The sequence below is a fragment of the Labrys okinawensis genome (assembly GCF_047345005.1).
In the GTDB taxonomy this organism is placed as follows: Bacteria; Pseudomonadota; Alphaproteobacteria; order Rhizobiales; family Labraceae; genus Labrys; species Labrys okinawensis.
This window is the reverse complement of the sequence record NZ_CP178864.1, coordinates 5,777,928-5,804,886: the sequence shown is the minus strand read 5'-3', so window position 1 is coordinate 5,804,886 and position 26,959 is coordinate 5,777,928. Positions and strand designations below refer to the sequence as shown.

General features: G+C 63.9%; 22 protein-coding genes. 10 read left to right on the top strand and 12 right to left on the bottom strand.

Translation table 11 applies throughout. The features are described 5' to 3' along the window. Positions 1-7: 7 nt before the first annotated feature. Both ACMDCR_RS27120 and ACMDCR_RS27115 read right to left on the bottom strand, forming a co-directional pair. The gene (locus ACMDCR_RS27120; RefSeq protein WP_413989593.1) at positions 8-844 is read right to left on the bottom strand and encodes an IclR family transcriptional regulator C-terminal domain-containing protein; all 837 of its coding nucleotides are present in this window, start codon (positions 842-844) and stop codon (positions 8-10) included. After that, entirely contained in the window at positions 844-2,298 is a 1,455-nt protein-coding gene (locus tag ACMDCR_RS27115) for an NAD-dependent succinate-semialdehyde dehydrogenase (protein ID WP_413989592.1), read from the bottom strand. Before ACMDCR_RS27115 ends, ACMDCR_RS27120 begins: the two co-directional genes overlap by 1 nt. Positions 2,299-2,584: 286 nt before the next feature. On the opposite strand from ACMDCR_RS27115, the gene ACMDCR_RS27110 reads away from it, so the two are divergent. The 9 genes from ACMDCR_RS27110 (at position 2,585) to ACMDCR_RS27070 (ending at position 12,325) form a co-directional block, all read left to right on the top strand. Then, entirely contained in the window at positions 2,585-3,949 is a 1,365-nt protein-coding gene (locus ACMDCR_RS27110; protein WP_413989591.1) for an ABC transporter substrate-binding protein, read from the top strand. A 56-nt stretch (positions 3,950-4,005) separates the two neighbouring features. Then, positions 4,006-4,917: a carbohydrate ABC transporter permease gene (locus tag ACMDCR_RS27105; protein ID WP_413989590.1), complete on the top strand. Its 912-nt coding sequence runs from the start codon at positions 4,006-4,008 to the stop codon at positions 4,915-4,917. After that, positions 4,914-5,750 (top strand): carbohydrate ABC transporter permease, encoded by an 837-nt coding sequence (locus ACMDCR_RS27100; protein ID WP_413989589.1) that lies wholly within the window; start codon positions 4,914-4,916, stop codon positions 5,748-5,750. Before ACMDCR_RS27105 ends, ACMDCR_RS27100 begins: the two co-directional genes overlap by 4 nt. 22 nt (positions 5,751-5,772) lie before the next feature. Further along, entirely contained in the window at positions 5,773-6,894 is a 1,122-nt protein-coding gene (locus ACMDCR_RS27095; RefSeq protein ID WP_413989588.1) for an ABC transporter ATP-binding protein, read from the top strand. 20 nt (positions 6,895-6,914) lie between these two features. Beyond that, positions 6,915-8,321: an aminotransferase gene (locus ACMDCR_RS27090; RefSeq protein ID WP_413989587.1), complete on the top strand. Its 1,407-nt coding sequence runs from the start codon at positions 6,915-6,917 to the stop codon at positions 8,319-8,321. Positions 8,322-8,352: 31 nt separating this feature from the next. Beyond that, positions 8,353-9,258, top strand: a complete 906-nt coding sequence (locus ACMDCR_RS27085) for a dihydrodipicolinate synthase family protein (protein ID WP_413989586.1) — start codon at positions 8,353-8,355, stop codon at positions 9,256-9,258. 40 nt (positions 9,259-9,298) lie between these two features. After that, positions 9,299-10,735: a diaminopimelate decarboxylase family protein gene (locus ACMDCR_RS27080; RefSeq protein WP_413989585.1), complete on the top strand. Its 1,437-nt coding sequence runs from the start codon at positions 9,299-9,301 to the stop codon at positions 10,733-10,735. Positions 10,736-10,814: 79 nt separating this feature from the next. Continuing rightward, complete coding sequence (locus ACMDCR_RS27075) at positions 10,815-11,597, top strand: SDR family oxidoreductase (protein ID WP_413989584.1); 783 nt, start codon at positions 10,815-10,817, stop codon at positions 11,595-11,597. Then, complete coding sequence (locus ACMDCR_RS27070; RefSeq protein ID WP_413989583.1) at positions 11,594-12,325, top strand: SDR family NAD(P)-dependent oxidoreductase; 732 nt, start codon at positions 11,594-11,596, stop codon at positions 12,323-12,325. Before ACMDCR_RS27075 ends, ACMDCR_RS27070 begins: the two co-directional genes overlap by 4 nt. A 44-nt stretch (positions 12,326-12,369) precedes the next feature. Here the strand turns inward: ACMDCR_RS27070 and gcvPB are convergent, their stop codons facing one another. Both gcvPB and gcvPA read right to left on the bottom strand, forming a co-directional pair. Then, on the bottom strand, positions 12,370-13,938 hold the full coding sequence (gene gcvPB / locus ACMDCR_RS27065; protein WP_413989582.1) for an aminomethyl-transferring glycine dehydrogenase subunit GcvPB: 1,569 nt from the start codon (positions 13,936-13,938) through the stop codon (positions 12,370-12,372). Next, positions 13,935-15,329: an aminomethyl-transferring glycine dehydrogenase subunit GcvPA gene (gene gcvPA, locus ACMDCR_RS27060; RefSeq protein ID WP_413989581.1), complete on the bottom strand. Its 1,395-nt coding sequence runs from the start codon at positions 15,327-15,329 to the stop codon at positions 13,935-13,937. The genes gcvPB and gcvPA overlap by 4 nt, the downstream gene beginning before the upstream one ends. Before the next feature lie 187 nt (positions 15,330-15,516). On the opposite strand from gcvPA, the gene ACMDCR_RS27055 reads away from it, so the two are divergent. Beyond that, the gene (locus tag ACMDCR_RS27055) at positions 15,517-16,668 is read left to right on the top strand and encodes an ATP-NAD kinase family protein (RefSeq protein WP_413989580.1); all 1,152 of its coding nucleotides are present in this window, start codon (positions 15,517-15,519) and stop codon (positions 16,666-16,668) included. A 27-nt stretch (positions 16,669-16,695) separates the two neighbouring features. On the opposite strand, the gene cls is transcribed toward ACMDCR_RS27055, so the two are convergent. The 8 genes from cls to ACMDCR_RS27015 form a co-directional block, all read right to left on the bottom strand. Beyond that, a complete protein-coding gene (gene cls / locus ACMDCR_RS27050; protein WP_413989579.1) occupies positions 16,696-18,102 on the bottom strand; it encodes a cardiolipin synthase in 1,407 nt (468 codons plus the stop codon). Positions 18,103-18,388: 286 nt separating this feature from the next. Beyond that, a complete protein-coding gene (locus ACMDCR_RS27045; RefSeq protein WP_413989578.1) occupies positions 18,389-19,117 on the bottom strand; it encodes an SDR family oxidoreductase in 729 nt (242 codons plus the stop codon). A 57-nt stretch (positions 19,118-19,174) separates the two neighbouring features. Next, entirely contained in the window at positions 19,175-20,278 is a 1,104-nt protein-coding gene (locus ACMDCR_RS27040) for an ABC transporter ATP-binding protein (protein ID WP_413989577.1), read from the bottom strand. Between the two features lie 3 nt (positions 20,279-20,281). After that, the gene (locus ACMDCR_RS27035) at positions 20,282-21,115 is read right to left on the bottom strand and encodes a carbohydrate ABC transporter permease (protein ID WP_413989576.1); all 834 of its coding nucleotides are present in this window, start codon (positions 21,113-21,115) and stop codon (positions 20,282-20,284) included. Then, positions 21,112-22,044, bottom strand: coding sequence for a carbohydrate ABC transporter permease (locus ACMDCR_RS27030; RefSeq protein ID WP_413989575.1), 933 nt, complete (start codon positions 22,042-22,044; stop codon positions 21,112-21,114). Before ACMDCR_RS27030 ends, ACMDCR_RS27035 begins: the two co-directional genes overlap by 4 nt. Before the next feature lie 54 nt (positions 22,045-22,098). After that, the gene (locus ACMDCR_RS27025) at positions 22,099-23,382 is read right to left on the bottom strand and encodes an ABC transporter substrate-binding protein (protein WP_413989574.1); all 1,284 of its coding nucleotides are present in this window, start codon (positions 23,380-23,382) and stop codon (positions 22,099-22,101) included. 23 nt (positions 23,383-23,405) lie between these two features. Further along, complete coding sequence (locus tag ACMDCR_RS27020) at positions 23,406-23,528, bottom strand: hypothetical protein (RefSeq protein ID WP_413989573.1); 123 nt, start codon at positions 23,526-23,528, stop codon at positions 23,406-23,408. 321 nt (positions 23,529-23,849) lie between these two features. Continuing rightward, complete coding sequence (locus tag ACMDCR_RS27015; protein WP_413989572.1) at positions 23,850-26,873, bottom strand: alpha-mannosidase; 3,024 nt, start codon at positions 26,871-26,873, stop codon at positions 23,850-23,852. Positions 26,874-26,959 lie beyond the last annotated feature (86 nt).

The following is a 26,959-nucleotide window of genomic DNA, read 5'->3' as shown; positions in this document are numbered from 1 at the left end:
CGTGGCGTCAGATCTGCAGGGCGCGGGTGATGTTGTTGGAAGCTTCCAGCGCCTCGGCGAGCACGCGGGTCCGCATGTCCTCGGGCGTGATGCGCATGCTCGGGCAGCAGACGTTCAGCGCGGCGACGATCTTGCCCTGCCCGTCGCGGATGGGAACGGAAAGCGAGCGCAGGCCGATTTCGAGTTCCTGGTCGACGATCGACCAGCTCTGCAGCCGGACCTCCTCGATGATGCTGCGCAGCTGCACCCTCGAGGTCACCGTGTTGGGGGTGAACTTGGTCATGGTGATCTCGTCCAGCTGCCGGTACAACTCATCGGGCGGCAGCGCCGAGAGCAGCACACGGCCGGTAGAAACGCAGTGCGCAGGCACGCGGCTCCCGATGGTGATGCCCACATTGATACGCTGGTTCGAGGTGGCGCGGGCGACATAGATGACGTGGCCATGGTCGAGCACGGCCGCAAAGCACGATTCCTGAAGCTTCTCCGACAGGTCGTTCATGATCGGCTGGGCGACATCCCAGATATCCATGGACGACAAAGCGGAGAAGCCAAGCTCCAGGATCTTCGGGCGCAGGTTGAAATACTTGCCGTTGGTCTCGACATAACCCTCCCGCACCAGGGTGAGCAGGAACCGACGGACCGTGGCGCGGGTCATGCCGGTTGCCTGCGCCACTTCGCTGAGGGTCATCTTGGGGGTGCGGCGTGTGAAGACCTTGATCACCTCCAGGCCGCGCGCCAGCGAATTCACATAGTCGCGGTCATTGGAGTCATTGGCCGGAGTGTCGGCGAAACCGGGGGCTTCATCCCTCACCAGCAGATCTTCATTCACGTCGGCGGCGCTCATCAATTGATATCACCCAAACACAGATATTTCAGCTCGAGGAACTCTTCAATGCCATGTCGGGATCCCTCGCGGCCGATGCCCGACGCCTTCACGCCTCCGAATGGAGCGCCCTCATATGCCGTAATTCCGGCATTAACGCCAACAATACCGAATTCCAGGGCCTCGCCCACGCGCCACATGCGCGCGAGGTCTCGCGTGAAGAAGTAAGCAGCAAGCCCGAATTCAGTGTCGTTGGCCAGTGCGATAACTTCCTTTTCCTCAGCAAAGTGGAAGATCGGGGCCACCGGGCCGAAGGTTTCTTCCTGCGAGATACGCATCTGGGGGTTGGCGTCGGCAAGAACAGTGGGCTCGTAGAAGGTGCCTCCAAGCGGATGCCGCTTGCCGCCGGTGATCACCCTCGCGCCCTTGGCCAGCGCGTCGGACACATGGTCCTCGACCTTGGCCACGGCCGCCTCGTCGATCAGTGGCCCCTGAACCACGCCCTCGGCCATGCCGTCGCCGACCTTGAGGGCGCCGACCACCTCCGAGAAGCGCTTGACGAAGGCGTCGTAGATACCGTCCTGCACATAGATGCGGTTGGCGCATACGCAGGTCTGGCCGGCATTGCGGAACTTGGAGGCGACGGCGCCCTGCACCGCGGTCTCCAGGTTAGCGTCGTCGAACACGATCAGCGGCGCATTGCCGCCCAGTTCCAGCGAGACCTTCTTGATGGTGCCTGCAGCCTTCGCCATCAGCTCTCGCCCCACCTCGGTGGAGCCGGTGAAGGTTACCTTGCGCACGATCGGGCTCGTGACGAGCTCATCGCCCACCACCGAGGCGGCGCCGGTGAGCACGCTGAACACGCCTGCCGGCAGGCCCGCGCGCTCCGCCAGCACGGCCAGAGCGAGGGCCGAGAACGGCGTGGCGCTGGCCGGCTTCAGTACCATGGTGCAGCCTGCGGCGATGGCCGGCCCGGCCTTGCGGGGGATCATCGCCATCGGGAAATTCCAGGGCGTGATCGCGGCGCACACTCCGATCGGCTGGCGGATCGCCATCATGCGCTTGTCGCTGGTGGGCGCGGGGAAGGTCTCGCCCGCAATGCGCTTGGCCTCCTCGGCAAACCATTCGAAGAAGGCCGCGCCATAGAGGATCTCGCCGCGCGCTTCAGGGAAGGGCTTGCCCATTTCAGCTGTGAGGATGAAGGCGAGATCATCGGCGTTGGCGACGATGAGGTCGAACCAGCGGCGCATGATCGCGGCGCGCTCCTTGGCGGGCCGCGCGGACCAGGCTGGCAGGGCTGCACGGGCCGCCTCGATCGCCGCCCTGGTCGTGGCGCGGCTTGCCTTCGGGACGCTGCCCACCACCGCACCGGTGGAGGGATTCTTCACCACTATCGAGCCCTCGCCCTCGCTCTCCCACCTTCCATTTATGAAATAGGCCTGCCGGAGGAGGGATGGGTCCTGAAGCGTATGCATGGTGCTCTTCCTGAAGAACGAAATGAATGAACGGTAGACGGTGATTCCAGAATTGTCACGCTATGCGAACAAGTGTGCGCATAGCGTGACAATTCATTTCGAGGGGTGTGCAGCCGGAAAGGCATTGGGTGGCCTCGCCGGAAGGGCCTGATGTCGCCCGCATGGGGTCAAATTCCAGGCAACGACGTGTTTCCCCCTTGCCAAATTTGAAAAGCGAGTGTCACAATAGCGGACATGCGTGCGCATAGCGAATACAATTGCGGCGCAGATGCAAGAGGGGACAAGCATGAAACCGCATGAAATTCGGTTCGGCCTACCATCCGGTTCTGGCGTATCGCGACGGGGAGTCTTGCAGGGGCTGGGCGTTGCCGGCCTCGCGATGGGGCTCAATCTGCCCCATATGCTCAGCGCCCGCGCTGCCGAGCCCGTCACGCTGCGCTGGTGGTCGCCGCAGGCCTCGCCCGACCAGCTCAAAATGTACCAGGCGCAGATCGCGACCTTCGAAGCCGCCCATCCCGGCATCAAGATCGCCTTCGAGCCGACTTCGGACGAAGGCTATCCGGCACAGTTCGCCGCTGCCTTCGCTTCCAAGCAGTTGCCCAACATCGTCACCCATCTGCCGTCCTTCGCGGCCCAGAACTACTACGGGCAGGGCCTGCTGGAACCGATGGACGATGTCATCAAGGCGATCGGGGAGGACAAGTATTTCCCTGGCGCCAACGATGTCTACAAGACCGCCGACGGTCACTACTGCGGTACGCCTATCGGCAACACCGCCGCCGACATGCTCTGGCTGCGCAAGGACCTGATGCAGAAGGCCGGCATCGACAAGGCTCCGGCCACCTGGGACGAATTGCGCACCGCCTGCCAGAAGATGCAGGGCGATGGCATCTATGGCGCCCCGCTGCCCTACGGCCTCAACTCGATGACGTCGCTGATCTTTATCGGCTTCATCCATCGGGCAGGCGGCCAGATCTTCTCGCCCGATCTCGCCGTCGCCATCGACAGCCAGCCGACCTACGACGCGCTCGACTTCTACAAGTCGATGCGGGACTTCTGCCCGCCGGGCGCCACCAACTACTCCTGGGGCGAGAGCCTGACCGCCTTCGTTTCCGGTGCCACCGCCACCGGCATCTATGCCGGGCGCGTGCTTGCCAATGTCAACAAGCAGAATCCCAGCATCGCCGATTCCGTCACCTGCACGACCTATCCCACCATTTCGGCGAGCGTGCCGAGCTGGACCTTCAACGACTTCCCCTCGGTCTTCATCCCCAAGGGTCCGGCCAATGTGGCGGAGACCAAGGCCTTCGCCGCCTTCCTGTTCGAACCGGCAGGTTATATTCCGCAGCTCCTGGCGGCTCCCGGTCATATCCTCCCGGTGCTGAAGACCATCGCGGCGGATCCCGCCTATCTCGCCGATCCCATCATCAAGAAATACACGGCCGAAGTGACCTTGATGGCCAACGCGGCGGCGGGCGGCAACAATCTCGGCTTTGAGACGGCCAAGCATAAGCCCAATCTCAAGGCCAACGAGATCATCGCCTCCAACGTCATCGCCGAACTGGTGCAGCGCGTCGTGCTCAACGGCGAGGAGCCCAAGGCGACCGTGGGCGACATCGCCAAGAAGCTCGACGGCCTGATGAAGGCCTGACCCCGCGCGGGGGCGGCGCGCGCCGCTCCCGTCCTTTCCGGACCGGACCAGACTGCATGACGATGGTAGCCAGCCAGCAAAGGCAGCGAATGCCGCTCGAAAGACGCTATGCCCTGCTGGGCGTGGCGCTGATCGCGCCGGCCGTGCTTACGCTCTGCGCCGTCATCATCTATCCGCTGGTCTCGGCGCTCTATCTGTCGCTGTTCTCCATCTACACGCCCACGCTGCAGGGAAGCTGGGTGGGCCTCGATAATTATGCCGCTGTCATCGGCTCGCGGACCTTCTGGTCGTCCCTACTCGTCACCCTGATCTGGACCTGCGGCACGCTGGTCCTGCAGGTGCTGCTGGGGGTGGCCATGGCGCTGCTGCTCAACCAGAACATCCTGTTCCGCTCGCTGGCGCGCAGCCTGGTGCTGTTTCCCTATTTCGTCTCCACCGTGGTGGCGGTGCTCGTCTGGCGCTGGCTGTTCAATGACCTCTACGGGATCCTCAGCCACATCCTGATCAGCATCGGCATCATCCATATGCCGGTGGACTGGCTCGGCCGCATGCCGAACGCCATGGAAAGCGTCATCGTGGTCGGCGCCTGGAAATTTTTCCCCTTTGTGGTGATCGCGGTGCTCGCGCGGCTGCAGACCATTCCCGAGCAACTCTATGAGGCTGCCACCATCGATGGGGCCGGCGTGTTCGGGCGCTTCTTCGACGTCACCCTGCCGCAGCTGCGCGAGGTGCTGGCCATCGTCATCCTCCTGCGCACGATCTGGGACTTCAAGGAATTCGACCTGATCTACCTGCTGACCGGCGGCGGCCCCCTCAACAACACGCGGACGCTGCCGCTGATCGTCTACCAGCAGGCCTTCGGTCTCAACCAGATGGGCGTGGCGGCCACCTATGCCGTGCTGATGATGCTGGTGATGCTCGTCTTCATGCTCTTCTATCTCTACCGGGTGCGGAGGCAGGCAGCATGAGGGCCTCCAGCCGCGCCAACACCATCCTGGTCAACCTGGTGACCTGGATCCTGGTGATCGTGATCTCCTTTCCGCTGATCTGGATGGTGGTCACCTCGCTGCGCCCGCAGACCGAGCTCTTCAAGATCCCCCCGACGCTGATCCCCCGTTCGATCACCTTCGAGCACTACGCCAAGCTGCTGTGGGAGACGCCGTTCCTACGCTACTTCGCCAATTCGATGCTGCTGGCGACCTCCACCACCATCGTGGTTGTGGCGATCGGCACGCTCGGAGCCTACAGCCTGGTGCGCTTTTCCTATCGCGGCCGCGAGTTGCTGGCCGGGCTGATCCTCTTCACCTATCTCCTGCCATCGGTGGTCCTGCTGATCCCGCTTTATCTCATGATGGTGAAGCTCGGCCTCGCCAACACGCTGACCAGCCTGGTGATTGCCTACACGACCTTTGCGCTGCCCTATGCGCTCTGGCTGCTGCGCTCCTTCATGGCAGGCGTGCCGGAAGACCTGGAATCGGCCGCGCTGGTGGACGGGGCCAGCCGCATGGGGGCGTTCTTCGACGTAATCCTGCCCCAGGTACTGCCGGGCATCATCTCCACCGCGCTGTTCACCTTCATCCTGGCCTGGAACGAATATCTCTACGCCCTGGTGATGGTGAATGCGGACGACGTGCGCCCGCTGACGACCGGGGTGATGAACATGCTCATCACCTCCTTCAACATCGAATGGTCGCTGCTGATGGCGGCCTCCGTCATGATGAGCATCCCCCTCATCATCATCTTTGCATTCCTGCAGAGCTATCTCACCCGCGGCTTCGGGGCCGGCGGCGTGAAAGGCTGAGTGCAGCGGAGGATCTTCTGGCGTGGTTACTGTGACGTTCGACAAGGTGCGCAAGGAATTCGGCACGATGGTGGCCCTGCCAGGGCTCGACCTTGCCATCGGCAGTGGCGAATTCGTGTCCCTTCTCGGCCCCTCTGGCTGCGGCAAGACCACGACGCTGCGCATGCTTGCCGGCCTCGAACAGCCGACCAGCGGGCGTATCCTCATCGGCGATCGCCCGGTGAACAATCTGGCGCCCGGCGAGCGGGACATCGCCATGGTGTTCCAGTCCTACGCTCTTTATCCCCACATGACAGTGGCGCAGAACATCGCCTACCCCCTGCGCAAGCGCGGAGTGCCCAAGGCGGAACGCCCGGCGAAGGTGAAGGCGGTGGCCGATCTCCTGCAACTCGGGCCGTTGCTCGAACGCAAGCCCCGGCAGCTCTCGGGCGGCCAGCAGCAGCGCGTGGCGCTCGGACGTGCGCTGGTGCGCGAACCCAAGGTCTTCCTTCTGGATGAGCCGCTTTCCAATCTCGATGCCCAATTGCGCGCCCATATGCGGGCTGAGCTGATCGAGCTGCATCGGCGCCTCGGCAAGACCATGGTCTATGTCACCCACGACCAGCTCGAAGCCATGACGATGTCGACGCGCGTCGCGGTGATGCAGGGCGGCGAACTGCAGCAATTCGGCACTCCGGCAGAGATCTATCACCGTCCGGCCAACGCTTTCGTCGCCGGCTTCATCGGCACGCCTGCCATGACGCTGGCCGATGGCGAGATCGCCGCCGGGCAGGGGAGGCCGATGCTGAAGCTCGGGACCTTGCAAGTGGAGCTGTCGCCCAATCATCTCAGCCAGACTCCGGCGGGTGTCCAGCTCGTCACGGTGGGCGTGCGCCCCGAGGACGTCGTGCTGGGTGCCGGCGAGGGCCGGGCCAGCATACGGGTGGTCGAACCCACCGGCCATGAATCCATTGTGCTGGCGAATGCCGGCGATGTCGTCTTCACCGTGCGCGTGCCGGGCGATTGCCCGCTGCGGCCCGGCGACACCGTGCCCTTCGATCTCAGGCGCGAGCGCCTGCACATCTTCGAGCGCGCGAGCGGACGCCGCCTCAATGCCGACCGTGACCTGGCATCCGAGCCTGCCCGCCTGGGCGTCACCGTCTGATTTCATCTGGAGATACCGTTATGCATGAGCTCTTGCGCAACACACCCGACCTGGAAACGCTCGACAAGCGCTATCTCTTTCATCCCTTCACCGCCCTGGCAGATCATGAGCGCAACGGCCCGATGATAATCGTCAAGGGCGAAGGCGTCTGGCTCGAGGACAATCATGGGCGCCGCTATATCGACGGCATGGCGGGCCTGTGGTGCGTCAATGTCGGCTATGGCCGCCATGAAATTGCCGATGCCATCCACCACCAGGCGGTGACGCTGCCCTACTTCCACGCCTTCTCGTCCTGGGCCACCGACACGCCGATCCTGCTGGCGGAGAAGATCATCGAAATGGCGCCGGTGCCGATGTCGAAGGTGTTCTTCGGCCAGTCCGGTTCGGACGCCAACGACACCCAGGTCAAGCTCGTCTGGTACTACAACAATGCGCGGGGCAAGCCCGAGAAGAAGAAGATCATCGCCCGCAACCGTGGCTATCACGGCGTGACCGTGGTGTCCGGCAGCCTCACGGGCATGCCCGCCCTTCATTCCGGCTTCGACCTGCCGCTGCCTTTCGTGCGCCACACCACCGCGCCCTATCGCCTGTGGGAAGCCACGCCCGACATGTCGGACGCCGCCTTCACCGCCAAGCTTGCCAAGGACCTGGACCACCTCATCGTTGCCGAGGGGCCGGAGACGGTGGGGGCGGTGATCATGGAGCCGGTTATGGGGGCAGGCGGCGTGATCGTGCCGCCCGAAGGCTATTACGCCGCCATCCGTGCCGTGCTGGACAAATATGACGTGCTCCTCATCGCGGACGAGGTGATTTCCGGTTTTGGCCGCCTCGGCACCATGTTCGGCTCCACAGCCATGGCGATGCAGCCCGATCTCATCACCGTCGCCAAGGGCATCACCTCGGCCTATGTGCCGCTCTCGGGCTGCATGGTGTCGGAGAAGGTCTGGCGCACCATCGTCGACGGCCAGTCCAGGCTCGGCGCCTTCGGCCACGGCTACACTTATTCCGCCCATCCGCTGGCGGCCGCGGCGGCTCTCGCCAACCTCAAGATCATCGAGGATGACGGCCTGGTGGCGCAGGCGGCGAGCCGCGGCGTCCTCCTGCACGAGAAATTGCAGGAGGCCTTCGCTGGCCATCCCCTCGTGGGCGAGATCCGCGGGCGCGGCCTCGTCGGTGCCGTGGAATTCGTGGCCAGGAAGGAACCGGCGACGCGCTTCGATCCCGCTCTCAAGATCGCCGGCCGCATCGTCAAGGCCGCGCTGGCGGAGGGTCTCATCACGCGCGCCCTGCCGCACGCGGACACCATCTCCTTCTCGCCGCCCTTCGTGATTTCGGAGGAGGAAGTCGGCCTCATGGTCTCGCGCGCCCGCAAGGCGGTCGACACGGTGATGGACGAGCTGGTGCGCGAAAAGATCTGGTCGGCCTGAGCCGACCGCCATTTCATCAGGGAATTTCTTAATGGATAGGACAAGCGTCAACTGGACCGGCCCGATGCCGGCCATCACCACGCCATTTCACGATGATGGACGTATCGACGAGGCCGAATTCGCGGCCAATATCGAGCGCCTTCTCGGGGACGGCGCAACCGGCGTGGTGGCGGGCGGCTGCACGGGTGAATTCTGGGCGCTCAGCCATGACGAACGCAAGCGCCTCTATGAAGTCTCGAAGGAGGCGGTCGCCGGCATGGGCACGCTGATCGTCGGCACGGGCGCGGTGACGGTGGACGAGGCCGTGGCTCTGTCCCGGCATGCCGAAAAGGTCGGCTGCGACGGGGCGCTGATCCTGCCGCCCTACTTCGTCAAGCTCACTGATGACGAGATCTACGCCCATTATCGCGATGTGACAGCAGCGATCGGCCTGCCGGTGGTGCTCTACAACATTCCCGGCAATGCGGTGAATGCCCTCACGCCGGCACTGGTGTCGCGCCTTGCCGGTCTCGATCGCGTGGTGGCCGTCAAGGAAAGCTCCGGCGACTGGAATAATTACTATGGCACGGCGCTCGCCGTGCGCGACCGCCTGCGGGTCTTCTGCGGGCCGTCCTCGGTCTTCGGGGTTCCCGCCGTGGATCTTGGCGCCGACGGCACCATCGATTGCTTCCCGAACATGTGGTCACCAGGCGGCATGGATCTCTATTTCGCGCCCAAGAACGGCGACAGGGCCAAGGCCGAGCAGGTCCAAGCCCTTGGCCGCAAGCTCACCGATCTGTGCACGTCGGGCGGCCGCACGCTCTATCCCGCCACCAAGGCCGCAATGGACATGCTGGGCCTGCCCGGCGGCGGCAAGCCGCGCGCGCCCCTGCGGGCGCTCGTGGGCGAACCGCTGGCAGGGCTCGAACGCGGCCTGAAAGAACTCGGCCTGCTCTGACGCAGGCCCAAATCGGCACCCTCATCTTTAGGAGACGGTCATGACCATTCAAGAGAAGATCCCGGGTTCGGCGCCGCAGCTCACGCCGGTCGACTACAGCGTCAAGTTCGGCGAGTTCATCGGCATCGGGCCGAACGGCGATCTCTTCGTCGATGGCTGCGACGTGCAGGTCCTGGCCGAGAAGTTCGGCACGCCGCTCTACATCATTTCGGAAAACCAGCTGCGCTACACCTATCGCGCTTTCCGCGATGCCTTCCGCCGGCATTATCCGGAGGTCGAGATCCTGTTCGCCAACAAGTCGAACAATGGACTCGCCATCCGCCACATCATGAACCAGGAGGGAGCCGGCGGCGACTGCTTCGGCGCGCAGGAGATGTACATGGCGCTGCTCGCCGGCACCAATGCCCGGACGCTGGTGCTCAACGGCTCCAACAAGCAGGACGAGGAGCTCGAAATGGCGATCGCCAACGGGCTCTGCATCAATATCGATGCCATGGACGAGCTGGACCGCATCGTCGAGATTGCCGAGCGGCTGGACAGGGACGTCGATGTCGGCATCCGCCTCAAGCTCGACCTCGAGCCGCTTCGCGAGCGCACCGGGGTATCCATGCATGGCCCGGGCACGCTCAAGCAGCAGAGCGATTCCACCAAATGGGGCATGACGCGCGAGCAGACGGTGGAGATCGTGAAGCGCGCCCTCGGCATGCCCCGCATCAAGCTGAAGGAGACCCATTTCCATCTCAGCCGCATGTCGAACGATCCCAACGATTTCGCCGTGATGGCACGGGAAATGCTGACCTGGTCGGGCTATCTGCGCGACAATGCCGGCTGGACGCCGCCCTGCATCGATATCGGTGGCGGCTGGACCTTCGGCAAATGGTACGGCACCGGCCCCAACAGCCAGCTCGACGACGCGAAGGCGCCCACCGCCGAGGATTATGCCCGCCTGTGCTCGGCCGCGATCAAGGAGGAGGCGGCCCGCCTGGGCCTGCCTTTGCCCAAGCTGCGCCTCGAGCCGGGCCGTGCGCTGTCCGGGCCCGCTGGTGTCGCTGTCGGCCGGGTGGGCGCGGTGAAGGTCGGCGCCAGCAAGAAATGGGTGAACCTCGATCTTTCGACGAACCACCTGTCCTGGGCTGCCGTGCTCGACTGGTATTATCACGCCGTCCCGGTGAAGAATGCCGGCGCGGAAGGAAGCGAGGTGGTCGATCTGGTCGGGCCTCTCTGTAATTCCGACGAGGTTGGCTCACATCGCAAGATGCCACCGCTGAAGCGGGGGGACTTCGTCGCCTTCCTCGATGCCGGCGGTTACACGGAATCTTCGGCGGCCCGCTACAATGCGCAGCTCCTGCCGGCGACTGTCCTGGTCTCGGGGACGCATGCCGAGATCATCACCGAGCGCGAGCAGCTCAAGGACGTCGCCGGCCGCTTCCGCGTGCCGCCGCGGCTGCTGGCCTCCTCCTTCACGCCGAAGGTCTAGAGTTCGTCGACAGCACCGGACCCGGCTTCGGACCAGGGCCGGTGCTGTCGCCTTTCACATGCATGGAGCGGTTCGACACATGGACCTCGGTATCAAAGGGCGCCATGCCCTGGTTTGCGGCGGCAGCAAGGGGCTTGGCAAGGCGGCGGCCATGGCGCTGGCGGGAGAGGGCGTGAGCCTCACTCTGGCGGCTCGCACAGCCGAAACGCTCGAGGCGACGGCGCGCGAGATCGCGGCTGCCAAGGGCGTGGAGGTCTCCCTCGTCGCAGCAGATGTCACGACGCCCGCGGGCCGCGAGGCCGTGCTGAAGGCCTGTCCAGCGCCCGACATCCTCATCACCAATCCCGGCGTGCGCCAGACGCCCGACAATTTCCGCACGCTCAGCCGCGAGCAATGGGATGGCTGGATGGAGGCGCATTTCTTCTCGGCGCTCGAACTCATCCGGGCGCTGGTCCCCGGCATGTGCGATCGCAAGTTCGGCCGCGTCGTCAATATTTCGGTGAGCTTCATCAAGTTCCCGCAGGTGAATTTCGGCCATTCCCACGCGGCGCGCCTGGCGCTGGCCGGCGCCATCGCCTCGATGGTGCGCGAATTGGTGGCGCATAACGTGGTCATCAACAGCGTGCTGCCCGGCTTCTTCGACACCGATGCGTTGCAGACGAACCTCCACGGCCACGCCGCGCGCGGCAACACCACCTATGAGGCCATCGTGGCGGATCGCCTCAAGAGCACGCCGGCCGGCCGCTTTGCCGATCCCAGCGAGTGCGGAGACCTGATCGCTTTCCTGTGCAGCGCGCAGAACGGCTACATGACAGGCCAGAACATCGTGAATGACGGCGGCGTCTATCAGGGGATCTTATGATGGCCGGGGCCGAAATGCTCGATCCTGCAGGGCGGGTGGTGATGCTGTCCGGCGCCTCACGCGGCATCGGGCTCGCCATTGCCCGGCGGCTCTCGGCCGAAGGGTATCTGCTGTCCCTGGGCGTGCGCACGCCGACGGCGGCGGGCCTCGCAGGTTTTCCTACCGACCGCGTGCTCATCCACCGCTTCGATGCGACGCAGCCACAATCCGCGCAGGCATGGCTCGACGCGACCCTGGCACGCTTCGGGCGCCTCGACGCGCTCATCAACAATGCCGGCATCCTGCGCCCGCTCGACCTGAGATCCGGCGACGAGGCCGTGCTCGACGAGATGTGGGCGGTGAACGTGAAGGCGCCCTATCGCCTGATCCGGCTCGCCTTGCCGCATCTGGAGACGGGCGGCCATGGCCGCATCATCAACATCGCCTCGACGGACGGCAAACGCTATCGCGATACCGTGTCGGTCGCCTACGCCATGACCAAGCATGCTGTCATGGCACTCACCCATGCCGCCAAATTCGCGGGATGGGAGAAGGGCGTGCGCGTGACTGCGCTTTGCCCCGGCGCGGTGGATACGGAGCTCGTGGCTTCCATTCCAGGCGTAACGCCCACGGCCAACCGCCTCGCGCCCGAGACGGTCGCCGAGACGGTCGCCTTCCTCCTGCGTCTGCCGAACACGGCCTCGGTTGCAGAACTCGTGATGAATACAAGGCTGGAGAGCTGGATCTGACGCTCGCCTTGAGAGTAGGCGCCTCCGCCCGGTCCATCGGGTGATCAAGCCGCCTTGGCTTTGCTCCTCGTCCGCTTGCGCAGATGGGCCCGCCAGGTCATCGCCCAGTAGTCCGGATCTTCCAGCGGTCCGGCCTTGATCTGATGGACGGCCTGGTTGTGTGGCGCGCTGCGCACCAGTTCGGGATCGGCATAGGCTTCCTCGATCACATTGCCCAGAACGGCAATCCAGGTGTCGAGGTCTTCCTTCGACCACATCTCGCCAGCTTCGGGCGTGAAGGGCTGCGGCACGATCCAGGGTTCATGCGAGAGCCAGAAGGCGTCGACGCCGTAGTCCACCATGCGGTTCTGCACATCCATGGCGCTGACGCCGGTGTCCTCGAACAGCTTGCCGAGGCTGAAGCGCGTCATCTCCATGCGCCACGCATCGATTTGGGGATGCGAGCGTGAGACGCCCGGCAGCTTGAGGAGTTCGTGCTCCATGTAGTTGTTGCCGAGCACGGAGAGATCGGCTGCCTCGCGGATGCCCTCGGCGCCGAGCGAACGGGCCCAGGCATAGGCTTTAAGCACCACCGGAATGTTGCCGAAGAACTCGCGTACCTTGCCGATGCTCTCCTTGCGGTCATGGTCGAGATGATAGGCGGTGCCATCGAAGCCGACGATCGGCCTCGGCAGGAAAGGCGCCAGCTCGGCACTGCAGCCATAGGCGCCGACCGCCGGCCCGCCACCACCCTTGGGCGCGCCGAAGGTCTTGTGCAGCATGTACATGCAGGCATCGAAGCCGAGCTCCCGCGCCCGGATGCGGCCCATCACGCCGTTGAAGTTCGCGTGGTCGTAGAAGCACAGGCCGCCGGCCTCATGCACAAGGCGCACCCATTCCTTGATGTCGGGATTGTAGATGCCCATGTCGTCGGGATTGTTGATCATCAAAGCGGCGGTACGCGGGGAAAGCGCGGCCTTGAGCGCCTCCAGGGAGGGGTAGCCGTTCTCCTCCAGGGGAAGCGTGATCACCTTGAAGCCCGCCGTTGCCGCCGTTGCCGGATTGCAGGGATGGGCCTGCAGCGAGGTGACGATCTCGTCGCGCTCTCCCAGTTCACCGCGCGAGGCAAGCCAGGCGCGGGTGACGCAGGCATGCACATAGGCCGCATCCGCTCCGCCTGCGGCCTGGAACACGAACTGGTCCATGCCCGAAAGCTCGCGCAGGATGAGGTCGAACCGGTGGATGATCTCCAGGACGCCCTGCAAAGTCGTCTCGTCCTGTAGCGGATGGACCTCCGCAAGCTCGGGGCGCGAGGCCAGGGCCTCGTTGAGGCGGGCATTGTATTTCATGGTGCAGGTGCCGAACAGGCTGATGCCCATCATGCCCAGCGTTTCCTGCGACAGATGCAGATAGTGCCTGAGCACGTCGGGCTCCGACATCTCGGGCAAGGCCGGCGCAGCCTTGCGGCGCATGCCGGCCGGAACGAGGCTCTCCGCTGGGCCGACGAGTCCGGCGACTGCGTCCTCGGCGGCGGGAAAGGTAATGCCTCGGCGGCCGGGGCGGCCCATCTCCATGACCACCGGCTCGTCCCAGACGGCGGCGTGGTAGCGCGGGATCTTCGGGAGGACGGTCATCGGTGCAGGATCTCCGCAAGCGCCTCGGCGAGGCGGTCGATATCGCCCTTCGTGTGGATTTCGGTGACCGCATAAAGAGCGGCCTGGCCGAGTTCGGGCAGGATGGGGGAGAGGTCGTGCCCGCCGAAGATGCCCCTGGCGCGCAGCGCGGCGTTGACCTCGCCGACCGACCGGCCGGAGAAGCGCACCACGAATTCCTTGAAGAAGCCGCTTGGAAAGATCACCTCCGCGCCCGGCACGGCTGCGATCGCCCTGGCGGCGTATTGGGCCTGCTGGATGATCAACTCGCCGAGCTCGCGAAACCCCTGCGGCCCCATCAGTGACATGTAGACGGCATTGGCGATGGCCCACAGATAAACCGAATTGCCGGTCCAGTCCTTGCCGTTCTCCCGCATGCCGTAGGAGGATTGGTGCAGAAGGGACAGGCCGAAGGCATGCTCGCCTGGCACGGTGGTCTCCGCGATGGAGACGAGGAGTGCGGGATATTCGCGCGCATAGCGCTCCTCGTCGCGGCTGGCGATGAAGCCGCCGGTGCCGCCGCCGCAATTCATGTGCACGCCGAGGGGCTGGGTGGTGCCGACCACGATGTCGGCGCCATAGGTCGCTGGCGGGGCGAGCAGGCCGAGCGAGATGGGGTCGATCCCAACGATGAACTCGGCGCCGACCTTGTGGGCGAGGTCCGCGATCGCCGCACCCTGGCTCTCGATCACCCCCAGATAGTTGGGCACCTCGATATAGACAGCAGCGGTCCCCGAGGAGAGCCTGGCCGTGAGATCCGTCAGATCCAGCAGGCCAGTCGCCGCATCGTAGCCGATCTCGACCACCTTGATGTGGCTCGGCATCGCCTCCGGCTCGCAGTAATTGCGGATCACGGAAAGCCGTTCGGGATCGATGATGCGGGGCACCAGCACCTCACGGCGGCCGTTGAGGCGGGAGGCCATGCGAATGGCATGGCCAGCAGCGCAGCCCCAGCTGTAGACGGGCAGGCTCACGATCTCCATCTCGATCAGTTCACCCAACTGGCTGGTGAACTCGAACCAAGCCTGGTTGCGGCCGTGATCGGACGACGGGGTGCCCCATACGGGCGTCAGGAATTCGCTGCGTCCGGCGATCTCGTCGCAGATGGCCGGAACATGGTGCTGCCAGCAGCCGCCTCCGAGGAAGCTCAGATTGCTCTCGCAGTCCTGGTTCTTCTTGAGCAGGCCCAGGAGATGGCGGCGCAGCTCGGCCTCCGAGCGCAGGGCAGGCGGCAGGTCGATCGGTCTTGCGAGGCGGTGATCTGCGGGAATCTGCTCGAACAGCTCCTCCACGGTCCTGGCGCCTATGGCGTCGAGCATCTCCTGTTTGATGGTGCTTACCGAATTGGCCATGAAGGGGTGAGTGAAGGTCATGGCTCCTCGCGCGTTGCCTTTCGCTGACATCGAATGTGCCGGCGCTTTGGTGCGCCTGTCAATCATTTGTTCGCAATGCGTACAGAAGTTGTTATATCGAACTTTGAGGTTCGGCATGCGACGGTGGATGAAGGCCTTCGTAAGAGGGTGACATGCTTGCGATCCGTATTCGGGAGGTGAAGGCTGCATGTCGCTCCAAGCGAACGCCTGTGCGGACATGACGGTATCCCCAAAGCGCCTCGGCTTCCTCGTCAATCCGGTTGCCGGGCTGGGCGGCCGGGTCGGCCTGAAGGGGTCGGATGGTTCGGCGACCGTCATGGAGGCTCTGGCTCGCGGGGCCGTGCCTGCCGCTTCGCAGCGCGCCCTCGCTGCCCTGACGGCGTTGGCGGAGCGGGAGCTCGTGATCCTGACCGCGGCTGGCAGCATGGGGGAGGGGGCCTGCCAGGCTGCCGGGGTCGAACCCCAGATAGTACACAGGGCAACGACGCGGCAGACGAGTGCGGGTGACACGATATCGACCGTCCAGGCGCTCATCGCGGCTGGCGTCGATCTCATACTTTTCGCGGGCGGGGACGGCACGGCACGGGACATTGCCTCCGCCGTCGGCCGGCAGGTGCCGCTGGTTGGCATACCCGCGGGCGTGAAGATGTACTCGGGTGTTTTCGCGGTTTCGCCGGCTCATGCGGGGCGGCTTACCCGCCATTTCCTGACGGGCGTCGAGCGAGGTCTGTGCGAGGCCGAGATCCTCGATGTCGATGAGGAGAGCGTGCGACAGGGGAGATCCGCTACGCGCCTTTACGGATATGCCCTGGTACCGCGAGATCCTGCGATGCAGGCCGCCAAGTTCTCGGCTACCACGAATGAGGAAATCGCCCTTGGTGCCTTGTGCCGTGCCGCTGCGAAGGCCCTGGAGCCAGGCCACCTGCACATCGTCGGCCCCGGATCGACCATGCAGCGCCTGCTGTCGGAGGCAGGACTCACAGGAACCCTTCTCGGTGTCGATCTTGTCCTCGATGGCGAGCTGGTGGCGAGCGATGTCAGTGAAGCCACGATCCTCAGGCATCTGGAGGGACGGCCCGCGATCATCCATGTCGGCGTCATCGGGGGTACGGGATGCTTGTTTGGCCGTGGCAATCACCCCATCAGTCCGGCCGTGCTGCAACATGTCGGTCGAGAGAATATCCGCGTGCTGGCCACTCAATCGAAGCTCTCGTCCCTGGAGCGGCGTGAATTGTTTGTCGATACAGGGAACGCCGAGCTCGACCGTTCGCTCGGAGGCTATATCAGGGTCCGGACTGCCCCTCGCGTCGAGATGCTTCTGCGCGTGCGCGAATTCTAAATGTCTTCAGGTAGCATTTGCTACGTCTCATAGGATCGGGCTCATCGTAGCGCAGGCGTTTTGCATGATCCGGCGCAGGGCTGACCAGCGTCGCACGCTTGCTTCTTCTATTGCCACCGAGGTGGCGATATAGGCCATTTGCCTTTCCCGGACCTGCTCCGTCGTGAATGAGTCATGTAGGAGTATGTCATTCTCGAAATTGAGGTCGAAGCTGCGTACGTCCATGTTCGATGATCCAAGGAACGTGATTTCCCCGTCAATGGTCAGCGTCTTGGCGTGGAGCAGGCCCCCTTTGAACTCATAGATCCTCGCACCGGCCGCGAGCAGCCGTTTGTAATAGCTGCGGCTGGCCAGACCGACGAAACGAGAATCGTTGCGGAGCGGGAGGATCAGGGTCACGGACACGCCGCTTGCCGCAGCCCCGCATAGGGCGCTGGCGACGGTCTCGTCCGGCACGAAATAAGGCGTGGAAATGATGAGTTCCTGCCGCGCGTGAGAGATCAGCTTGCTGAAGAGCTGGGCCGTCGTGCCATGCTCCACCGTGGGGCCTGTGCCCACCACCTGCGCTTGGAAGCCTCCTGCGGAACTTTCCTCGAGCGCAGCGGAGTTAGCCAACGAGCCATCGCTTTCGGTCAACCAGTTCTGGGCGAACAGGGCCTGCATCTGCCCGACGACCGGGCCCTCAAAGCGAAGCAGGATGTCGACCCAGGGCGCGAACCTGGCCTTCGGAAGGAAGGCAGCATCGGCACAGTTCTGACTGCCGCAATAGCAGATCCGGGTGTCGATAATAGTGATCTTGCGATGGTTGCGTAGATCCAGTCGGTTGGCGGTGAACAGCGTTCGGAGCCTGGGGAGAGGCAAGGCTGCCACCGCTTCCACGCCGGCATCGCGCATGGCCTGCCAGTGTTCCGAGCCGATAAAGGCGCTCGAACCCAGCGCATCCGCCATGATCCGGCAGTGCACGCCTCGCTTCGCGGCGCGGATGATCGCCTGCGATGTGCTGATGCCCGTCTGGTCGTCGAGCCAGATGTAATAGAGGATGTGAACGTGATCACGGGCGCCATCGATATCGATTATCAGGCGCCGCCTGGCCTCATCACCGCCGGACATCAGTTCCGCGTGATTGCCCGGAGCAGGACGGAAGCCATTGATCGAGGCCGCGTAGGCAAAGGCTGTGCCTGGCTCTTCAGTCCCGCTCACCTGCCGGGGCCGTCCGATCATCTCTTCGGCGCGACGGTGACGTTCGACGAAACGCCTTGAGAGTCTGACTTCGCCAAAGAAGAAGTAGACGAACAATCCCGTGATCGGCAGCAACAGCAATAGGAGGACCCACGCAACGCGTACGGTTGGCAGGGTGTCGTCGCGCAGCATGATACGCAGGACGACAAGGCTAGTCGCCATGAGGTGCAGCACCAGCAGGAAGAAGGCGACCATCCATAGCTCGCGAGAAAATCAGGCAACAAACCTTGCCATGCATGAATAACCGATAGCGATTAGCACCGCGTTAAGTCTTCTATGCTGCCTGAACTTGAGTGATATCACCGACAGGATTGGGCGAACGAAAACACTTTCCCTCGGCATTCATGTCGCAGGGGCGGGCTATGATTCCGCCCTGCCCACAAAGTTAGCGCCCATGCTGCGATCTCCTACGTCGCCATTCGTACTGCGAATGCCGGCGAAGATTGCGCCGCCCCGGCGGGGACGGCGCTTTTACCTTATTCTAGCGGCAGGTATAGCCGCCATCGATCGGCAGCGAGACGCCGGTGATCATGGAGGCGGCATCGCTCAGAAGGAATACGATCGGTCCGGCGATCTCGTCCTCCGTCGCCCAGCGGCCAAGCGGCATCTGCTTGAGGAAGGGCTCGGCGACGTGAGGCTGGCTCCAGTGACCGGAGGATATCGGCGTCATCACCACCGTGGGGTTCACGCTGTTCACGCGGATGTTGTATCTGCCGAGTTCGAGGGCGGAGACGCGGGTAATATTGTCGAGCGCAGCCTTCGAGGAACCATAGGATATGTGCCCATCCAGGGCGACGAGGGAGGCCTGGCTCGAAACATTGACGATCGAGCCGCCCTTTCCCAGGCGCACCATTGATTGGGTTGCATATTTGGTGACGATCAGGGCGCCGCGCGCGTTGATGCTGATAACTTTGTCGAATATTGCGATGTCGGTGTCCATCGGCGTCGCGATCTCTCCGCCGAAGCCGCCGCAATTGACCACGCCCCAGAGGTCGAGGCCCTCCAGCGCGTCGCGTATCTCGTGCTCTGACGCCAGATCGAAGACAAGCGTGCGGCAGCCGGTTTCCTTGGCGATCGCCGCGAGCGCCTCTATCGATCGGCCGCTCGCAATCACGTCGGCATTCGCCTTGACAAGATGACGCACGGTGGCGCCGCCGATGCCGCCGCTGCCTCCGGTTACGAGAATGGTACGTCCGTTGAAATCAGTCATGGCTTTCCTCCTTGGCGAATTCTCTCATTCGTTCGTTTCGCGAGCGCCGGGGCGCGGTTATGGGCTGGACATGATGGCGGCGTGCGAGATCCGCTGGCCGGCTGCGTTGAACAGGTGGCAGGCCTTTGGCGGAAAGGAGAGGGCAATCTTGTCGCCCGCATGGGCGCGACGCCCTGCGCTGTCGCGGATGACCAGCGATTCCTCTCCTTGCCGCATGTAGATGAAGGTGTCGCTGCCGAGCATCTCGACCATGTAGGCCGCACCGACATAGTCCGAGGGGCCGCCGTCGAGCGAAAAGGAAAGATGCTCCGGCCGGATGCCCAGCGTGACCGGGTCTCCCGGTTTCAGGGGCTCCGTAACCGCCACGGACACGCTTGCCCCGAGGGCCAGCGCGACTCTTGCCTCGGCCCCGTCGACGGCCTTCACGCTTCCCTTCAGCAGGTTCATTGCGGGCGAACCGATGAAGCCAGCAACGAAGAGATTGGCCGGTTGCTCGTAGAGATCCAAGGGAGTTCCGACCTGCTCGATCCGGCCGGCATTCATCACCACGATGCGGTCGGCCAGCGTCATCGCCTCGACCTGGTCATGCGTGACATAGATCATGGTCGAGGCGAGCTCGGCCTTGAGGCGGGCGATCTCCAGGCGCATTCCGACCCGCAGCGCGGCGTCGAGATTGGACAGGGGTTCGTCAAGCAGGAAGAGCTTCGGCTTGCGCGTGATGGCCCGACCGATGGCGACCCGCTGGCGCTGGCCGCCGGAGAGTTCCCGCGGCTTGCGCCGGATATAGGAGGATAGCCGCAACTTCTCGGCAGCCGCCGCGACGCGGTCGACGATCTCGGCTCGCGGCGTGCGGGCGATCTGGAGACCGAAGCCGATGTTGCGGCTGACATCCATATGCGGGTAGAGCGCATAGGACTGGAACACCATGGCGACGCCCCTCTCCGGCGGCTCGGCGTCGCTCATGTCGACGCCGTCGATCAGGATCCGGCCGGAGCTTGTGGGTTCAAGGCCGGCGATGATCCGAAGAAGGGTGGACTTGCCGCAGCCGGACGGGCCGACGAGGACGCAAAACTCGCCGTCCCGGATGGTGAGCGAGAGTTCCGGTATGACCGGATGGCTCCCGAAGCGCTTGGTTATCCTGTCGATGGAAAGCGTTGCCATGGCTCAACCTTTCACGGCGCCGGCCAGCAGCCCGCGAACGAAGGCACGCTGGACCAGCACATAGAGGAGGATCAGGGGAAGCGCGATCAGCGTCAGGATCGCGAACAGGGCGCCCGGATTCGCCATATAGAGCCCGGAATACTGCATCGGCACGATGGTCAGGGTCTTCAACTCGGTCCTTGTGAGGACGATCAGGGCCAGGAAGAACTCGTTCCAGGTAACGATGAACTGCCAGATCATGACGAAGACGAGCGCCGGCCGCACGAGGGGGAGGGCAACGTGCCAATAGGTCTGCCAGGGGGTGCAGCCATCGACACGGGCAGCTTCGAAGAGCTGCTGCGGCGAATCCTCCATGAACGCCTTGAGGATCACCATGGCGAACGGCACGCCGAGCGCGGCATAGGGCAGGATCAGGCCGATATAGGTGTTGATCCAGCCGAAGTTCTTGAGAAGGATCGCCAGCGGCAGCACCAGCGAGGCGAGCGGCACCATCAGTGTCGTCAGCAGCGTTGCATAAAGGAAGGTGGTTCCCCGCAAGCGCAGAACGGCGCATGCAAAGGCAAACAACGACGACAGCGCCACGACGATCGCAACCGTCGCGACCGTGACGATGAGGCTGTTGAGGAAGATGCGGCCCAGCGGGTTGTCCCTTATCACCGTCACGAAATTGTCCAGGGTGACAGGCCAGGTCACGAGAGCGGGATTGAAGGCCTGAGCCGGTGTCCTGAGGCCAATGGAAAGCATGTAGATCTGGGGAACCATCCACAGGGCCAGCGCTGCGAAGAGCACGACATGCACGAGCAGCGAATGCAGTCGGTTTCGGCCGAGGCTGGTCATTGGCGTTCCTTCGAGGCGGGCGTGAGGCGGGCGCCGAGGAGGACGATCTGGACAAGCGACAGCACAAGGGCGAGCAGCAGCACGATGACCGAGAGCGCCGCGCCGCCTCCCGTGTCACCGAGAACGAAGCTCTGCTTGAAGATGAAGGTGCCGAAGACTTCGCTGGCGTGGTTCGGCCCGCCACCGGTCATCAGATGGACGATCGGGAAGGTCTGCAGCGTGCCGATGACCCCGAGCAGCAACAGCGACTTGGTCGCGGGCGCCAGCATCGGAACCACGACATGCACGGCCAGGCGCCAGCCAGTTGCGCCATCGACCCGGGCGGCGTCCAGTATTTCGCTCGGCATGTTGGCGATACCCGCGATGTACATGAGCATCGAGAAGCCGGTCCATTGCCAGATATTGACGACGACCAGTGCGTAGATTGCCGATTTTGGATCGCCGATCGGTGAGTTCACCATGACGATGCCGAGATGCTTCAGATATTCCTGGGCGATGCCGTAATAGGGCGCGTAGATCTGTACCCACACAAGGCTGACGACGGACACCGACGTCACCACGGGCAGGAAGAATGCCGTCCGGAAGAAGCCGCGCAGGCGCAGGGTGTGGCGCTCGATGAAATAGGCGAGCAGGCCGCCGATCAGCATCTGCACCGGGATGGTGATAATCGCCCAGAGCGCCATGTTGCGCACGACGATCCAGAAGGTCGGGTCCGCGAGCACGGCCGCATAATTGGCAAAGCCGCTCATGACCAGGGCGCCGGCCGCATTCTTGGCATACAGGCTCTGGCCGATCACCCAGAGTATCGGATAGGCGATGAAAATGACGAACAGCGTCGCCGCCGGCAGCACAAAGCCATAGGAAAGAAGGCGGCCCCGTCCCGGCCGCCGCGACGAAAGTAGGATCGTCTGCCCGGCTTGAGCCTGCATGCTGTCATCCCCGGTAAGGGACCGGACGCGTGGAGCGCCCGGTCGAGATAGGATCTATTTGCCGAGCGCCTTGTCGGTCGCGGCCTGGACCGAAGCCAGCGCCGCGTCCGGCTCGAGGCTGCCGGCGGCAACGCCGGCCAGGGCATTGTCGAGGGCCTCGGACACGGCAGGGGAAGCGAAGCGCTGGTTCTCGGCCTTCGGCAGATCGGCCATGAAGCGCGCCGACATCTCCTTGACGTGATCGGTGATGTCGCCCTTCGGCTCATGTCCCGAGAAGGCCGGCAGGTCGTTGAGGTCGTTCAGCGCCTCCTGCAGGCCGACACCATTGGTCAGCTCGGCCAGGAAGGTCCAGGATTCGGGATGCTTGGCGCCATTCTTGGTCAGGCCGTAGCCGATGTCGATGCCGCCGACCGGCGGGCTGGCGGATCCGCCGTCCTTGACGGACGGCAGGTAGAAGAAGTCGAATCCGTCCATGTTCTGGACGAACTCGGATAGCGGGGGCGGAAACTTGCTTTCCTGCATCCACCAGGAGCCGAGCGCCATCATGCCTACCCGCCCCTGCGCAAACAACTGCGCGCCGGTCGGATAGGCGTGCGCGCCAAGGGCGCCCTGCTGGAAGATGGCGTCATCGAACAGGCCCTTCCACGCCTTCATGGCCGAGACCAGTTCAGGCGATGTCCATGGTGCCTGGCCCGCCTGCGCCTTGTCCACGATGCCGGCGGAGAACTGGTTGGCGAGCATCAGGAAGACGTTCTCGTTCTGCCAGCCGTCGGCAGCACCCTGGAACATCGGGATATAGCCGCCATCGGTGAGTGTCTTGGCGGCTGCCTTGAGATCGGCATAGGTCTTGGGAACCGAGATCTTGAGCTGGTCGAACAGCTTCCTGTTGTACCAGATGCAGAGAACCTGCGACTCCTGCGGCACGAGGTAGTTGTTCTTGTCGCCGGCCGGATTGCCCATCTGCATCTGCCGGCGATTGACCGGGAACACCTTGTCCTGCCAGCCATCGCCCCAGGCCTTGGCGGCGAGCTGGTCGATCGGCTCGAGCTTATCGCGATATTGCTGCGTGAGGGAGCCAGGCTGCAGGCCGATCACGTCCGGCAGGCTGTCGGAGGCTGCCGCCGCCTTCAGCGCCGTAATATATTCCGGTGAATAGTTGTAATAGGTATAGGTGACCTTGATGTCCGGATGCGCCTTCTCGAAGGCATCGATGGACTTCTGCATGGTGCTTTGAACGAACCAGGACCAGACGGTTACTTCCTTCTGCTGGGCGAACGCGGATGCGGTTGACAGCGCTAAGGCAAGAATGCCTGCACTCAGAAATATTTTGCCTCGCATGAGACTCCCTCCTCCTTGAATGTTTATTTGCGTGCTTGCGCGCGGATGCTCGGCCGCGCGTAGGCTTGGCTATCCGCCGTCTCGTTGATCGGACGGCTTGGTTTGCCTTGGGCGTCGAACAGCAGCGAGCCGATCGACACCGACATCGAGATGGACCTCGAAGGCCATCAGTAAGGGCGTCTTCTCAAATTCTGTCAATATCTATCTATTTATGCCACGCAGACTCGCGTGGAGCAGCGCACAGCACACCAAAGATATTATATTTCAATATGTTGTGTATAGTTCAGAAGGCGCCGGATTAAGCCACTGCCTTCCAGGCTCCCTGGTTCGCTGCCGGGCATGCCACGCCATTTCGGTTCCCCGATCCCACGTCAGCGGTCGGCCCAGCTCTTCACGCAAGGTGGAGATGGTGCGCGTAATCGAGTCGCGCACCCCACTGGCATCATGGTCAGCAAGCGCCGGCCCGCTCAGCGCGTGAGCCGCCAGGATCTGACTTCGAATGGCCGGAGATCGGCGCCATCGCCGCGGTCCATCGCTTCCTCCAGGATGTTGAGCGGACCTTGCGCGCTCCAGCCACCTGCCAGGGCAAGGTTGAAATCCCCGCGCCGGCCGGCCGGTTCGTAGACGCGCAGGATCAGCCCCTTGCCGTCCTCGGCAGGCTTCAGGCCAGAAAAGGCGGCCGGAATGCCGGTGGTGGTTATGGGCGCCACGACACCCTCGGCGAGGCCATTCGCACCTGTCGCCAGCAGCGGCTGGTTGAGGTCTTCGGCCTCTTCGCGCACACCTGCGTCGAACCAGTCGCCCCCATGCGGCATCAGCGAATAGGTGAAGTTCTGCTCGCCTTCATCGGCTTGCGGATCCGGATAGGTCGGCGAGCGCAACAGGCTGAGGCCGATCACATTGCCACGCACGCTATGGCCGTATTTGGCGTTGTTGAGCAAGGCGAGGCCGAAGCCGGGTTCGGAGAGATCCACGAAGCGGTGGCCCGGCGCTTCGAACATCGCTTCGTCCCATGAGGTATTGGTGTGGGTCGTGCGCCGGGTGACGCCATAGGCGCATTCGAAGGTGGCGGTGGAGGAGCGCACCGCCGCCGGGGTCTGGGTGCGCAGGAAGACGCGGCGATCATGCCAGTCCAGATGCGTTTCGATGTCGAGCCGCAGGCCGTTGGCCGCGAGCGCCAGTGTTTGCGTGACGGTGGAATGGCGATAGCGCCTGAGAATTCGCAGGGCGGCGCGGTGCGGCCCCTGTTCGATGACCTCGATGCTCTCGACGTCGAGCAATTCCTCGCCGCGTTCGGCATAGTCCTCCTCGACATCCCAGGCATCCCAGTTGCGTGGCTTGTCGACCGGATAGGCCCAGAGCTGATTGCCCCGGCCGGCGAGTGCCTCGCGGCCGCTGGCCTTGTGAACCAGGCTGGTGATAGTGCCGTCGGCACCGATCGTCGCCCGCAAATGAGCGTTTTCGAGATGTGTCTTGCTGACGGACAGGCCTGGCACGGCAGCCAGGCGCGATCGGTCGAACACGGCGATGCCCATCGGCGGCACGCTCTCTCCGGCGGCGAGGAAGCCGCCGTCGTCAAGGCGCAGCCGCAACGGCCGAGCCGACAGTGACGGATTGACCACGACCAGGGCGTCGCTGACGGATCCCCTGGCGAGGTTACCGGCGATAGCCTTCATCGCGGCCTGCTGGGCGGCAAGGCCGTTGTCGATGACGGCGCCAAGCTCGCGCTCGGCATCTTGGTACACCTCCCGGACCGACGAGCCCGGCAGGATGTCGTGGAACTCATTCTTCAGCACCACGCGCCAGAGCGTTTCGAGGCTGCCCGGCTTCTCGCCGCCGATCATATGGTTCAGGCTTGCGAGCGCTTCCGCCGTGATCAGCGCGCGCTCGGCCTGCCGGTGCATGCGCTTGACACCGCTTTGCGTGGTCAGCGTGCCGCGGTGCAGTTCCAGATAGATCTCACCCAGCCAGACCGGCATCTTCTGCGCTCGCGCGCTCTGCTGCGCGCTCTCGAAGAAGGATTTGATCGTAGTCCAGCGTGCCCTGGGCAAGGCGGGGAAATCGCGCAGTTGTTCTTCGCGCTCGATCATGCCAGGTGTCACGCCGCCGCCGCCATCGCCATAACCCACGGCCAGCAGCGTGGTGGGATGCTTGGTCTTGCCGCGGAAATTCTTCCAGGTCGGCACGAAGCAATCGGGCTGCACGAAGCCGTTATAGCCATGCATGGGGTTGTCGAAGGTGTGGGTCAGAACCCGGCTGCCGTCGAGCCCTTCCCACCAGAACAGATCGGCTGGGATATGGTTGGTCTCGCTCCAATTGACCTTGATGGTGAAGAAGTTGTCGACGCCGCCCTGCCTGAGCAATTGCGGCAGTGCTCCTGAAAAACCGAAGCAGTCGGGCAGCCAGCAAACGGTATGGCGAAGGCCGAAGGTCTTTTCGAAGTAGCGCTGGCCATAGAGAATCTGGCGCGCCAGGCTTTCGCCCGTCGGCATGTTGGTGTCGGGTTCGACCCACATGGCGCCGACGGTTTCCCAATTGCCGGCCTTCACCCGTGCCGCGATCTTCTCGAACAGGGCCGGATCGTCCTCCTGCATCTGTGCATAATAATGGGCCGTCGACTGATTGAAGCGGAAGTCCTCGGACTTCTCCATCAGCGACAGCGCGGTGTGGAAGGTGCGGCGCATCTTCCGTCGCGTCTCGTCATAGGGCCATAGCCAGGCCAGATCGATATGGGCATGTCCGGTCAAGGCGATTTCCCCCTGCTGGGGGAAGCGCTGCTTCAGGACCTGCAACTGCGCCACCAGGGTGTCGCAGGCCGTGGCGACGCTGGCCCGCTCGGCCTGGTTGAGGCCTGCCGGCGCGTCGATGAGTTCGGGCAACTGCCATATCCGTTGCTGACCGGCCTCCTTAGCGGTGCGCGCGACATAATCGGCGGTCGCCGACGGCCAGTCGAGTGCCCGCGTCGTCGCCTCCGCGGCGTCGAGCAGATGGGGTACCACTTCGTGGCCCTCGAGCGCCGCCACCGCCTCGGCGATCTGGGTCAGCAGCAAATGCAAGCGGTGGACCGGCAGGTCCAGCCAGATAAGCTCGGCACGGTTTAGGCGAGGCTCGCGCACCGGCTCGCCGAAGGGCAGGCGCGCCACGCTGTCGGTGGCGATGGTGAAAGGCCCGGCCCTCAGCGGGAATTCCTCATGATAGGGATCGAGACCGAAACGGACGACCTCACCGTCGGCATAGGTCAGGGAGAGCAGGCTTTCGCCGCCGACATTCAGCGACAGACGAGTCTCCGCCAGCGGCCAGTCTTCGGGAACCTCGGCGGAAGCAGCCAGATGCACCACGCCATCGCGGCGCGGCCAGAATGCGCCCCTGGCGATCGGTTCGCCTTCGAAGGTCCAGTTGTCGATCGGACGGCGTTCGCGCTCGCGCCAGAAGGCGAGTTCCGCCAACCGCACCTTGAGTCGATTGAGCCGCTGGGAGAGGGTGAGGGCCATGGATCTGTCCTGTCGAAAAACCGTTTGGGGAAGTGGAGCCGCGCTCCGAAGGCCGCGCGAGCGCGGCGTCTGCGGGATCTGATGAC

Excerpts from the sequence above, each read along its gene's own strand:
- ACMDCR_RS27040 (WP_413989577.1), bottom strand. The coding sequence starts at position 20,278 with ATGGCAACGCTTTCCATCGACAGGATAACCAAGCGCTTCGGGAGCCAT.
- ACMDCR_RS27020 (WP_413989573.1), bottom strand. The coding sequence starts at position 23,528 with ATGTCGGTGTCGATCGGCTCGCTGCTGTTCGACGCCCAAGGCAAACCA.
- ACMDCR_RS27075 (WP_413989584.1), top strand. The coding sequence starts at position 10,815 with ATGGACCTCGGTATCAAAGGGCGCCATGCCCTGGTTTGCGGCGGCAGC.
- ACMDCR_RS27035 (WP_413989576.1), bottom strand. The coding sequence starts at position 21,115 with ATGACCAGCCTCGGCCGAAACCGACTGCATTCGCTGCTCGTGCATGTC.
- ACMDCR_RS27100 (WP_413989589.1), top strand. The coding sequence starts at position 4,914 with ATGAGGGCCTCCAGCCGCGCCAACACCATCCTGGTCAACCTGGTGACC.
- ACMDCR_RS27110 (WP_413989591.1), top strand. The coding sequence starts at position 2,585 with ATGAAACCGCATGAAATTCGGTTCGGCCTACCATCCGGTTCTGGCGTA.
- ACMDCR_RS27055 (WP_413989580.1), top strand. The coding sequence starts at position 15,517 with ATGTCGCTCCAAGCGAACGCCTGTGCGGACATGACGGTATCCCCAAAG.
- ACMDCR_RS27085 (WP_413989586.1), top strand. The coding sequence starts at position 8,353 with ATGGATAGGACAAGCGTCAACTGGACCGGCCCGATGCCGGCCATCACC.
- cls (WP_413989579.1), bottom strand. The coding sequence starts at position 18,102 with ATGGTCGCCTTCTTCCTGCTGGTGCTGCACCTCATGGCGACTAGCCTT.
- ACMDCR_RS27030 (WP_413989575.1), bottom strand. The coding sequence starts at position 22,044 with ATGCAGGCTCAAGCCGGGCAGACGATCCTACTTTCGTCGCGGCGGCCG.
- ACMDCR_RS27045 (WP_413989578.1), bottom strand. The coding sequence starts at position 19,117 with ATGACTGATTTCAACGGACGTACCATTCTCGTAACCGGAGGCAGCGGC.
- ACMDCR_RS27080 (WP_413989585.1), top strand. The coding sequence starts at position 9,299 with ATGACCATTCAAGAGAAGATCCCGGGTTCGGCGCCGCAGCTCACGCCG.
- gcvPA (WP_413989581.1), bottom strand. The coding sequence starts at position 15,329 with ATGACCTTCACTCACCCCTTCATGGCCAATTCGGTAAGCACCATCAAA.
- ACMDCR_RS27070 (WP_413989583.1), top strand. The coding sequence starts at position 11,594 with ATGATGGCCGGGGCCGAAATGCTCGATCCTGCAGGGCGGGTGGTGATG.
- ACMDCR_RS27115 (WP_413989592.1), bottom strand. The coding sequence starts at position 2,298 with ATGCATACGCTTCAGGACCCATCCCTCCTCCGGCAGGCCTATTTCATA.
- ACMDCR_RS27105 (WP_413989590.1), top strand. The coding sequence starts at position 4,006 with ATGACGATGGTAGCCAGCCAGCAAAGGCAGCGAATGCCGCTCGAAAGA.
- ACMDCR_RS27025 (WP_413989574.1), bottom strand. The coding sequence starts at position 23,382 with ATGCGAGGCAAAATATTTCTGAGTGCAGGCATTCTTGCCTTAGCGCTG.
- ACMDCR_RS27090 (WP_413989587.1), top strand. The coding sequence starts at position 6,915 with ATGCATGAGCTCTTGCGCAACACACCCGACCTGGAAACGCTCGACAAG.
- gcvPB (WP_413989582.1), bottom strand. The coding sequence starts at position 13,938 with ATGACCGTCCTCCCGAAGATCCCGCGCTACCACGCCGCCGTCTGGGAC.
- ACMDCR_RS27120 (WP_413989593.1), bottom strand. The coding sequence starts at position 844 with ATGAGCGCCGCCGACGTGAATGAAGATCTGCTGGTGAGGGATGAAGCC.
- ACMDCR_RS27015 (WP_413989572.1), bottom strand. The coding sequence starts at position 26,873 with ATGGCCCTCACCCTCTCCCAGCGGCTCAATCGACTCAAGGTGCGGTTG.